Here is a 10,490-nt window from a genome sequence, read left to right as displayed (position 1 = left end):
GGGCGGGTGACCGGGCAGGCGGGGACGGCGGCGCGCTCAGGGCGTGCGCGGCACCGCGGGGACCGCGGGCTGGCCGAACTCGGCCGAGGCGGAGGGGCTCGTCGCCACCTTCTTGTCGCTCTGGCCGACCTCCGTCGAGGCGGGTGCGGGCACCTGCTCCTGGCGGCCCGACGAGGCCCCGCGGTAGACGGCGGTGAAGGCGAGGGCGACCATGCCGATGCCCATCAGGAGGGCGAGCATCCAGGCGACGGGGCGGTGCCAGCGGGCCCGGCCCAGGCGGCGGCCCCCGCGGCCGTACCCGTCGTCGAGGGGGTCGTGTTCGTAGACGTCGTCGAGGTCGCCGTCGCGGCCGTACCCGGCGCCGTCGTCGGGGTCGAAGCCGTCGTCGTAGTACTCGTCGTCCGAGGCGTCGTGGCCCGGTCCGCGGGTGCGGGCCCTGCGGGCCTCGGCCTCGGAGGCCTCGGCGCGCGCCTGGGCAGCGGCCAACAACCGCTCCACGGCGGTCGGTTCATGCACTTCCGCGGCGCGTACGAAGTCCTCGTCGAAGACCACGGAGGCGAACTCTTCGTCCGCACCCCCGCGGTCGCGGTCGTCGTCGGGCTCCCAGCCGTCAGGGAACGACGGCGTGCCCCCCACGTCCTCCGGCACCCTTCCAGAGTAGACCTGAGAGGGGCAATGTGGGCAGTCAGAAAGGGAATTCGGCCCGAGTGGCACTCAACTCCCCAGCCGCCGGGCGCGCGTGCGCCCGCATACCGGGCGCACACGGCCCCGAGCGCTCAGCGCACGTGGCCGTCGCCCGTCACGATGTACTTCGTGGAGGTCAGCTCGGGCAGCCCCATCGGGCCGCGCGCGTGCAGCTTCTGCGTGGAGATGCCGATCTCGGCGCCGAAGCCGAACTGACCGCCGTCGGTGAAGCGCGTCGAGGCGTTCACGGCGACCGTCGTGGAGTCCACGAGCTGGGTGAAGCGGCGCGCGGCCTGCTGGGACGTGGTGACGATGGCCTCGGTGTGCCCGGAGGTCCACAGCCGGATGTGCTCGACGGCCTGCTCCAGGGTGTCGACGACGGCGGCCGCGATGTCGTACGAGAGGTACTCGGTCTCCCAGTCCTCGGTGGTCGCGGGCACCACGGTGGCCTTGGAGGCGTCGGCGTACGCGAGGACGCGCTCGTCGGCGTGGACGGTGACGCCGGCCTCCGCGAGGGCGTCGAGCGCGCGCGGCAGGAACGCGTCGGCGATGTCCTTGTGCACGAGCAGCGTCTCGGCGGCGTTGCAGACGCTGGGGCGCTGGGCCTTGGAGTTGATCAGGATGTCGACGGCCATGTCGAGGTCGGCCCGCGCGTCCACGTACACATGGCAGTTGCCCGTGCCGGTCTCGATGACGGGGACCGTGGACTCCTCGACGACGGTCTTGATCAGCGAGGCGCCGCCGCGCGGGATGAGCACGTCGACGAGGCCGCGGGCGCGCATCAGCTCCCGTACGGAGTCGCGGTTCTCGCCCGGGACGAGCTGGACGGCGTCGGCGGGCAGCCCGGCGCCGTGCACGGCGTCGCGCAGGACGCGCACGAGCGCGGTGTTGGACGCGTACGCAGAGGACGAGCCCCGCAGGAGCACGGCGTTGCCGGACTTCAGGCAGAGGGCGGCCGCGTCCACGGTGACGTTCGGACGGGCCTCGTAGATGATCCCGACGACGCCGAGCGGGACGCGGACCTGGCGCAGGTCGATGCCGTTGGGCAGCGTAGAGCCGCGGACGACCTCGCCGACCGGGTCGGGCAGGGCGGCCACGTCGCGCACGTCGGCGGCGATGGCGCGGACGCGCTCGGGGGTGAGGGTGAGCCGGTCGACGATCGACTCGCTGGTCCCGGCCTCACGGGCGCGCGCGGTGTCCTCGGCGTTGGCCGCGACGATCTCGGCGGTGCGCACCTCCAGCGCGTCGGCGATCGCGAGCAGCGCGTCGTCCTTGGCGGCGCGCGGCAGTGGCGCGAGCGTGGCGGCGGCACCGCGGGCGCGGTAGGCGGCCTGGGCGACCGGCGAGAGGTTGTCGTACGGCGAGACGGGAGAGAGCGACGTCATGCCCGCAGGGTAATCCCCGCGCGCGGGGCGTCCACCCGGTATTCCAGTCCCCGAGACTCCGGCTTCCGGCACTGCTGTCCCCCGGGCTCCGGCCTCCGGGCTCCGGTCCGGCCCCGGGGCCGCGCCGCCCCGGACGCTCCGGGGCGGCGGCTCAGAAGGGGTGTACGCCGACGGGGGTGGCCGGCAGCGGGCCGTACCCCTCGGCGATGCGCTGGTGGTACGTGTCGCGGTCGATCACTTCGAGCCCCACGATCTCCCACGGCGGCAGCTGCGCGGTCTGCCGGTGCTCGCCCCACAGCCGCAGCGCGACCGCGGCCGCGTCGTGCAGATCGCGGGCCTCTTCCCAGTAGCGGATCTCGGCGTGGTCCGGCGCGTACCTGCTGGTCAGCAGAAAGGGGTGGTCATGGGCGAGCTGTTCGAGGCCTCGCCTGACCTCCTTCAGCGGGGCCTCGGCGCCCGAGACGCTGAGCGTGACGTGCCACAGTCGGGGCGCCTCCACGGTCTCGCCCTCCCGGCTCTCGCGCGTATCGCCCTCCTGCGCGGTGTGCGGGTCGCTCTCGTAGGCCGCCCCCGCGGCGACGCTCGTCAGCGCGCGCTCGGCCGAACCGCGGGACGCCGGCCCTGGGCGCACTCGTCTCACGACGGCCTCCTTTACGCAATGGTGGTGCGGATACGCAACGGTCGTGCGCAACTGTCTTCAACAAAGTTGAGCAGGCCAAGCGGTCCCGCGGGGCGGTTTTGGGGAGTTTCACCTCGCACGGGCCGGTCGGCCGGAACCGTTCCCGGCGGTTTTCGGCCGGGGCCGGTGGGACTGATGGTCCGACGCGACCTGCGGCTTTGCCGGGGTGGCGCGCGGCCTATCCGGGCAGCAGGACGAGATCGTCGCGGTGCACGACCTCCCGCTCGTACGCAGGTCCGAGTTCCCGTGCCAGATCGCGCGTGGAGCGGCCGATGAGCATCGGGATCTCCTTGGCGTCGAAGTTGACCAGCCCCCGCGCGACCGCCCGCCCCGCGGCGTCCCGCAGCTCGACCGGGTCGCCCGCGGAGAACTCGCCCTCGACCGCGGCGATGCCCGCGGGCAGCAGCGACTTGCGTCCCTCGACGACCGCGCGCACCGCCCCGTCGTCGAGGGTGAGCGCGCCCTGCGGCTCGGAGGCGTGCTGCAGCCACAGGAGGCGGTCGGCGGAGCGGCGTCCCGTGCGGTGGAAGTACGTGCCCGTGGCGCGGCCCGCGAGGGCGTCGCCCGCCTGGCTCGCCGAGGTCAGGACGACCGGGATGCCGGCGGCCGCGGCGATCCGCGCGGCCTCGACCTTGGTGACCATGCCGCCGGTGCCGACACCCGCCTTGCCGGCGCTGCCGATCTGGACGTGCGCTATGTCGTCGGGGCCCGTGACCTCGGAGATCCGGGAGGTGCCGGGCCTGGCCGGATCGCCGTCGTAGAGGCCGTCCACGTCGGAGAGGAGGACCAGCAGGTCGGCGTGGACGAGGTGGGCGACGAGGGCGGCCAGCCGGTCGTTGTCGCCGAAGCGGATCTCGTCCGTGGCCACGGTGTCGTTCTCGTTGACGACGGGCAGGGCGCCCATGGCGAGCAGCTGGCCGAGGGTCCGCGAGGCGTTGCGGTGGTGGGCCCTGCGGGCCATGTCGTCGGAGGTGAGGAGCACCTGGCCGACGCGTACGCCGTACCGCGCGAAGGAGGCGGTGTAGCGGGCCACGAGCAGGCCCTGGCCGACGCTGGCGGCGGCCTGCTGACGGGCCAGGTCCTTGGGGCGCCGCACCAGGCCCAGCGGGGCGAGCCCCGCGGCGATGGCGCCGGAGGAGACGAGCACGATCTCCCGCTCGCCGCCGCTGCGGCTCTTGGCCAGCACGTCGACGAGCGCGTCAACGCGGTCCGCGTCCAGGCCCCCCGATGCGGTGGTCAGAGATGAGGACCCGACCTTGACGACGACCCGCTGCGCCTCTGCCACTGACTGCCTTGCCGCTGCCACGCTCTTCCCCAACTGGTCCCGGGTGATGAACCCGCCGCTCCGGACCTGCAATCTACGTGAGCGCGCGGGTCGGGCGCCTGCCCATTCCGAGGGGCGGACCGGCTCCGGCGCCGCCGGGCGCGCACCGGGGCCTAATCCAGTCAGAGGCAGAAAACGCCGTCGAGGTTCAGTCTTCTTTGCCCCTTTATCCGGTGATTGATGTCACGGAAGATTGCTAGGGAGCCACCGCGCGTCATACGGTCAGTGGTCGACTTCCCCCCATTCCCACTTCATCCCCGCCAGGAGCCCAAGCCCGTGCCCTCCGCCGGACTCGCCCCACGTCGCGTCGTGCAGCTGACAGCACTGCTCGCGATGTTCGCGCTCTTCACGACCCAGCTCGTGACCGCGCTGATTCCCTACGTCCCGGTCTTCATCGCCGCGGCGGCAGCGAACCTCGCGCTCGACATCTATCTGCAGTACAAGCAGCCGGGCCTCCTCTCCCTCCTTGGCAAGATCCGCTTCGACGTCACGGTCCGCCAGCTCCTGCGCGACATGCTGGTCCTGGTGGGCCTGCTGCGCATCGACGGCATCGAGCCGCTGGCCGAGCAGTCGCCGCTGACCATCGCGCTGTTCGCCTTCTACATGCTGCACTTCGGCTGCCAGGCCGTCGCGGTGCTGGTGCGCCGCACCCGCTCGCTGCCGATCGTCACGCGCAACATCGACACCTCGAAGCTGCACCTGACGGCCGCTCCCCCGCGGATCCTGTCGCGCCGCCAGGCCCACCGCCTGCTGACCTTCTCGGTGCCGACCACGGTCGGCCTGCTGGTCACCGCCGCGACCACCGACGCGTACTGGGGCGGCATCGGGCTCGCCGTCTCCATCACGCTGATCGGTGCCGGCGCGCTCTACCTCGCGACCTGGCTGCTCCCGAAGAAGCGGGCGAAGAACGACGAGAAGGTCATGGAGTGGCTCGACGAGTGGCTTGCCGCGTACAAGCCGACCGTCGCCATGTACTTCTCCGGCGGCACCACGTCCGCGTACCAGGCCAACATGTGGCTCTCCACGCTCTCCGCGCTGGACGGCAAGCCGCTGATCGTGCTCCGCGAGCGGTTCATGGTGCAGAAGATCGACGCGACGGACGTCCCGATCATCTGCTTCCCGAAGGTCGCCACGATGTTCTCCCTGGAGACGTCGACGCTGAAGATGATGCTGCACCCGGCGAACGCCGCGAAGACCTCGCAGGTCCTGCGCATCCCCACGATCAAGCACGCCTTCATCAACCACGGCGAGAGCGACAAGCTCTCCTCCTGCAACCCCTACGCCAAGGCCTACGACGAGGTGTGGGTGGCCGGCCCCGCGGCCCGCGACCGCTACCAGCTCGCGGACATCGGCGTCGAGGACAAGGACGTCGTCGAGGTCGGCCGCCCGCAGCTGTCCCCGATCCGCCCCTACGCCGGCGCGCCCACCGGGACGTACACGACCGTGCTGTACGCCCCCACCTGGGAGGGCTGGGACGGCAACCCCGGCAACACCTCCGTGGTCCTCGCCGGCGAGAACATCGTCCGTGAGCTGCTCGCCGACCCGGGCGTACGCCTCCTCTACAAGCCGCACCCGATGACCGGCTCGCAGAACCCGCAGGCGGGCGCTGCCAACGAGCGCATCAAGGCGATGATCCTCGCAGCCAACACCAAGCGCTCCGGCGCGCGCCCCGGCCCCGAGGCCGCCGCCGAGCTGGAGCGGCGCGCCGCGGTCCTGGACCAGCTGACCGCCCGGAAGTTCCGCAAGAGCGCGGACGAGCAGGAGCGGATGATGCTCCAGGGCGCCCCGGACGGCGACGCGCAGGCCGCGGTGGCCGAGGCGACGGCCGCGTGGGAGACCGCGTTCTGGGGCTCCTTCCCCGAGTGGGAGCACCAGGTCATCACGTCCTCGCGCCCGGCGATCTTCTCCTGCTTCAACCAGGCCGACCTGCTGATCAGCGACGTCTCCTCGGTCGTCTCGGACTGGCTGAGCAGCGAGAAGCCGTACGCCGTCGCCAACACGGCGGGCATGTCCGAGGCGGAGTTCCGCGCGAGCTTCCCGACGGCGTCCGCGGCGACGATCCTCACGCCCGAGGCGGACGGCGTGGCAGGCCTCCTGAAGGCCGTACGCGCCCCGGAGCTGGACTCCCACGGCGAGGCCCGTGCCGAGCTCAAGGAGCACCTCCTGGGCCCCTCCGACCCGCCTTCCCTGGCCCGCTTCAACGCGGCTGCCCTCGACCTGTGCGCCCAGGCCGACGCCCGGCGCGCCCGGATGGCCTCCCGCGTCGACGCGGACATCCCCGGCCAGCGGATCGCCGAGGAGGCCGCGGAGGAAGCGGCGCAGGACGCGTCGGAGTCGAACGGCGCGGAGGACTCGGTCACCGCGTAGCACCGCCTGACGCATGAGAAGGGCCCCGGAGCTCGTGCTCCGGGGCCCTTCTCGTGGAGGTCCACTGGTGCGTGACGCCTCGGTCCCGCCGCCCGGCACCGAGCACCGGGGCGGTGGGCACCGCCCCGGTGCGGGGAGCCCGCCTAGAACGGCTCGAAGTCGTCGTACGCCTGCTGCGCCTCGTCCCGCTCCGCCTCGCGGTCCCTGCGGCGCTGCGCGGCCGGCCGGGGCGCCTCCAGGCGGTGGTCCTCGCCACGCCGCCCGAGCATCTCCGCGCCCGCCATCATCGTCGGCTCCCAGTCGAAGACGACCGCGTTCTCCTCGGGGCCGATGGCGACGCCGTCGCCCGACTTCGCACCGGCCTTCATCAGCTCGTCCTCGACGCCGAGGCGGTTGAGGCGGTCCGCGAGATAGCCGACGGCCTCGTCGTTGTTGAAGTCGGTCTGCCGCACCCAGCGCTCGGGCTTCTCGCCGCGCACGCGGAACAGCGGCTCGCCGGCGACCTCCTCGCGGCGCACGGTGAAGCCGGAGTCGTCCACGGCCTTGGGCCGGATGACGATGCGGGTCGCCTCCTCCTTCGGCTTCGCGGCACGCGCCTGGCCGACCAGCTCGGCAAGCGCGAAGGACAGCTCCTTGAGGCCCTTGTGCGCGACGGCCGACACCTCGAAGACGCGGTAGCCGCGCTCCTCCAGGTCGGGCCGGACCAGATCGGCGAGGTCCTGTCCGTCCGGCACGTCGACCTTGTTCAGGACGACGATGCGGGGGCGCTTCTCCAGGCCCGCGCCGTACTGCCGCAGCTCCTCCTCGATGACGTCGAGGTCGGAGACGGGGTCGCGGTCGGACTCCAGGGTCGCCGTGTCGAGGACGTGGACGAGCACGCTGCACCGCTCGACGTGGCGCAGGAATTCCAGGCCGAGGCCGCGGCCCTGGCTGGCGCCGGGGATGAGGCCGGGCACGTCGGCGACGGTGTAGACGGTCGAGCCGGCCGTCACCACGCCCAGGTTGGGGACGAGCGTCGTGAACGGGTAGTCCGCGATCTTCGGCTTCGCCGCGCTCAGCACGGAGATCAGCGAGGACTTGCCCGCGCTCGGGTAGCCCACCAGAGCGACGTCGGCGACGGTCTTGAGCTCAAGGACGACGTCCCGCTCCTCGCCGGGCACGCCGAGCAGCGCGAAGCCGGGGGCCTTGCGCCGGGCGGAGGCGAGGGCCGCGTTGCCGAGGCCGCCGCGGCCGCCCTGGCCCGCGACGAAGGTGGTGCCCTGGCCGACCAGGTCGGCGAGGACGTTCCCCTGCTTGTCGAGGACGACCGTGCCGTCGGGGACGGGCAGGACGAGGTCCTGGCCGTCCTTGCCGGAGCGGTTGTCACCGGCGCCGGGCTGGCCGTTGGTGGCCTTGCGGTGCGGGCTGTGGTGGTAGTCGAGGAGCGTCGTGACGTCCTGGTCGACGACCAGGATCACGTCGCCGCCACGGCCGCCGTTGCCGCCGTCCGGTCCGCCGAGCGGCTTGAACTTCTCACGGTGGACGGAGGCACAGCCGTGGCCTCCGTTACCCGCGGCGACGTGCAGTTCGACGCGGTCCACGAAGGTGGTCATGGTGGGGTGCCTCCAGAAACGTACGGAAATGTCTACTGCGTGTGTGTCCATCTAGAACACGCGAAAGGCGGACCCGCTTCCCGAAACCGGGAAGAGAGGTCCGCCCTCGCAGAACTCGCTCGACGAGCGCCTAGTCAGTCAGTGACGACGGACTCAGGCGACCGGAACGATGTTCACGACCTTGCGGCCGCGGTGGGTACCGAACTCCACCGCACCGGCGTCCAGCGCGAACAGGGTGTCGTCCTTGCCGCGGCCGACGCCCGAGCCCGGGTGGAAGTGGGTGCCGCGCTGGCGGACCAGGATCTCACCGGCGTTGACGACCTGACCGCCGAAGCGCTTCACGCCGAGCCGCTGAGCATTGGAATCGCGACCGTTCCGAGTGGACGATGCGCCCTTCTTGTGTGCCATCTTGTCTCAGTCCCTTACTTCGCAGCCGTGGGGATACCGGTGATCTTGATCGCCGTGTACTGCTGACGGTGACCCTGACGACGGCGGTAGCCGGTCTTGTTCTTGTAGCGAAGGATGTCGATCTTCGCGCCCTTGTGGTGGTCCACGACCTCGGCCGTGACCTTGATGCCGGCAAGGACCCACGGGTCGCTGGTCACGGCGTCGCCGTCGACAACGAGCAGGGTCGAGAGCTCGACCGTGTCGCCAACCTTGGCAGTGGAAATCTTGTCAACCTCAACGATGTCGTCGACAGCAACCTTGTGCTGGCGACCACCGCTGCGCACGATGGCGTACACGCGGATCTCTCTCTCGCTCGGAACGGGTCCCCCGCAGTCCAGCCGCCGCAAGAAGCGAGCGGCCTCTCTCATGGCACAGGCCACGGGAGGAAAAAGGTTTACGAGGGGCGGACGTGCATAGGAACACGCCGACGGTCAAGGTTACGGGGCCGTTCCCGGAGGGTCAAACCGGCCCCGCACCCCCGCTCACGTGACCGGGTTCTCGCCGTCCGGCGGCAGCGGCTTGACGCCCTTGCACAGGTCGGTCTTGTCGGCGCTGCCCGGCCAGGCCACCGCCCGCGTGCGGTCGAAGTGATCGCGGTACGTGTCGTGCACCGAGTCGTCGTCGATCTTCACGATCGCCTCGTCGTTCTCGCGCAGCGCGGGCGCCGTGTAGTTCTGCGAGCCGGTGAAGGAGAGCTTGTTGCGCTTGCCGTCGTACATGCCGTCGATGAGCACGTACTTCGAGTGGATGATGTAGGGCGTCGTCAGCCGGGAGCCGGGGCGCAGCGGGTCCCGGTCGTCGTTGAAGCAGCGCATGGCCGGGCCGCCCGTCTTGTGGAGCTGCTCCCAGGTGCCCGGCGTGCCGTTCTGGCTCTTGGCGCTGTCCGTCTCCGCGTACAGGATGCTCACCGAGCAGCCCGCCTTCTTCAGCGCGACGAACTTGTCGGCGATCTGCTTGCGCGTGATCTTGAAGATGGCGGCGCGCACCTTGGTGTGCTGCGTCACGCCGGCCGCGTCCCTGTACGTGCACTTCACGTTGTTCAGGACCGAGTACATGGTGTCGGTCTCGTTGACCGTGCCGTTGCGCGGGAAGAAGTACGCCTTGTAGCGGCCGCTGCTGACCGTGCGGTAGTCCCAGTCGGCCCAGCGCTTGCCGAGCATGTCCGTGAAGTAGTCCGCGTACGCGTCGTACATGGCGGGGTTGTCCGGCAGCAGCAGCGCGTCGTTGAAGAACTTCGTGTGCGCCGACGGCGTGGAGTTCGACGTGGTCTGCACGACGACGTCCTTCGCGCCCTCGACCTCCGAGAACAGCCAGAACTTGTTGTGCATGATCGACTTGCCGTACCTCGGGTCGCCCAGGCAGGACTTCCCGGTCGGGCAGAGCGTCACGAACGACGGCTTGCTCTTGTCGGTGCCGAGCGCCGTCTTCAGCGTGTTGTACGAGGTGTTCGCGGGGCGGTCGCTCCTGCTGGTCTCGTCGAGCAGGATCTGCACGTGCACGCCGCGGTTCTTGGCCGCCACGAGCGCGTCGACGACCGAGGCCTCCCACACGTGGTAGACCGCGACCTTGATGGTCGAGCCGGGCACCGCCGCGTTGGTCAGCTCCAGGAGCCGTGTGCGTACCGCGTACTGGTGAGCGGTGTCGCCCTTCGGGTCGTTGAATATCGGCCCTTCCGTCCAGGCCGGTGCCGTCTCCGCCGACGCGGTCCCCGCGGCGCCCGCCGCATGGAGCCCCGCCGCCGAGAGGACCGTGGCCAGCGCGACCGCCTGGCGTCCGCCCTTGACCGGTGTCACCGCACGGTGTCGTCCCGTGCCTCGCAGGTGCGCACGCGCCATCCGCCATCCCTCCCCCGACGTGAGCACGCCGTCTCCCCAACCGCGCGCACACGCCCCCGTCCTTTTGTCAGATCTCATGAGTTTTACAGGTCCCTACCGGCCCTCCAATGAGGCGGGCCCGCGATTCACGCTTTCGAGCTGCGAAACGCAGGTTCCCGGACAGGCCGGTGCCCCTTT

Annotated in this window: 9 protein-coding genes; 1 reads left to right on the top strand and 8 read right to left on the bottom strand. The window is 71.1% G+C overall.

Annotated elements, in window-relative coordinates; translation table 11 throughout:
- Window positions 1–36: 36 nt before the first annotated feature.
- From AOK22_RS32715 to proB, 4 genes are all read right to left on the bottom strand, one after another.
- Entirely contained in the window at window positions 37–648 is a 612-nt protein-coding gene (locus AOK22_RS32715; RefSeq protein ID WP_055702341.1) for an SCO2584 family spore wall biosynthesis protein, read from the bottom strand.
- Between the two features lie 128 nt (window positions 649–776).
- Window positions 777–2,069, bottom strand: a complete 1,293-nt coding sequence (locus AOK22_RS32710; protein ID WP_055702340.1) for a glutamate-5-semialdehyde dehydrogenase — start codon at window positions 2,067–2,069, stop codon at window positions 777–779.
- Window positions 2,070–2,220: 151 nt separating this feature from the next.
- Window positions 2,221–2,700, bottom strand: a complete 480-nt coding sequence (locus tag AOK22_RS32705) for a hypothetical protein (protein WP_055702339.1) — start codon at window positions 2,698–2,700, stop codon at window positions 2,221–2,223.
- Between the two features lie 226 nt (window positions 2,701–2,926).
- Window positions 2,927–4,033 carry a glutamate 5-kinase gene (gene proB / locus AOK22_RS32700; RefSeq protein ID WP_055702338.1) on the bottom strand — a complete coding sequence of 369 codons (1,107 nt, stop codon included), beginning with the start codon at window positions 4,031–4,033 and terminating at the stop codon, window positions 2,927–2,929.
- Window positions 4,034–4,348: 315 nt separating this feature from the next.
- Here proB and AOK22_RS32695 point away from each other — a divergent pair, with 315 nt between their 5' ends.
- Window positions 4,349–6,439 carry a hypothetical protein gene (locus AOK22_RS32695; RefSeq protein ID WP_055702337.1) on the top strand — a complete coding sequence of 697 codons (2,091 nt, stop codon included), beginning with the start codon at window positions 4,349–4,351 and terminating at the stop codon, window positions 6,437–6,439.
- Between the two features lie 143 nt (window positions 6,440–6,582).
- On the opposite strand, the gene obgE is transcribed toward AOK22_RS32695, so the two are convergent.
- From obgE to AOK22_RS32675, 4 genes are all read right to left on the bottom strand, one after another.
- A complete protein-coding gene (gene obgE, locus AOK22_RS32690) occupies window positions 6,583–8,031 on the bottom strand; it encodes a GTPase ObgE (protein ID WP_055702336.1) in 1,449 nt (482 codons plus the stop codon).
- A 153-nt stretch (window positions 8,032–8,184) separates the two neighbouring features.
- Window positions 8,185–8,439, bottom strand: a complete 255-nt coding sequence (gene rpmA / locus AOK22_RS32685) for a 50S ribosomal protein L27 (protein ID WP_010986870.1) — start codon at window positions 8,437–8,439, stop codon at window positions 8,185–8,187.
- Window positions 8,440–8,453: 14 nt separating this feature from the next.
- Window positions 8,454–8,774: a 50S ribosomal protein L21 gene (rplU, locus tag AOK22_RS32680; RefSeq protein WP_030362614.1), complete on the bottom strand. Its 321-nt coding sequence runs from the start codon at window positions 8,772–8,774 to the stop codon at window positions 8,454–8,456.
- Window positions 8,775–8,960: 186 nt separating this feature from the next.
- On the bottom strand, window positions 8,961–10,271 hold the full coding sequence (locus tag AOK22_RS32675; RefSeq protein ID WP_425264095.1) for a phospholipase D-like domain-containing protein: 1,311 nt from the start codon (window positions 10,269–10,271) through the stop codon (window positions 8,961–8,963).
- Window positions 10,272–10,490: the final 219 nt, after the last annotated feature.

Source organism: Streptomyces silaceus (assembly GCF_001419745.1).
GTDB classification, from domain to species: Bacteria; Actinomycetota; Actinomycetes; order Streptomycetales; family Streptomycetaceae; genus Streptomyces; species Streptomyces silaceus.
Note: the sequence above shows the minus strand (reverse complement) of the source record. Positions and strands in the feature narration are given on the sequence as shown.

What these genes read in the sequence shown, in the direction of transcription:
- AOK22_RS32710 (WP_055702340.1), bottom strand. Translation starts at nt 2,069, where the DNA reads ATGACGTCGCTCTCTCCCGTCTCGCCGTACGACAACCTCTCGCCGGTC.
- obgE (WP_055702336.1), bottom strand. Translation starts at nt 8,031, where the DNA reads ATGACCACCTTCGTGGACCGCGTCGAACTGCACGTCGCCGCGGGTAAC.
- rpmA (WP_010986870.1), bottom strand. Translation starts at nt 8,439, where the DNA reads ATGGCACACAAGAAGGGCGCATCGTCCACTCGGAACGGTCGCGATTCC.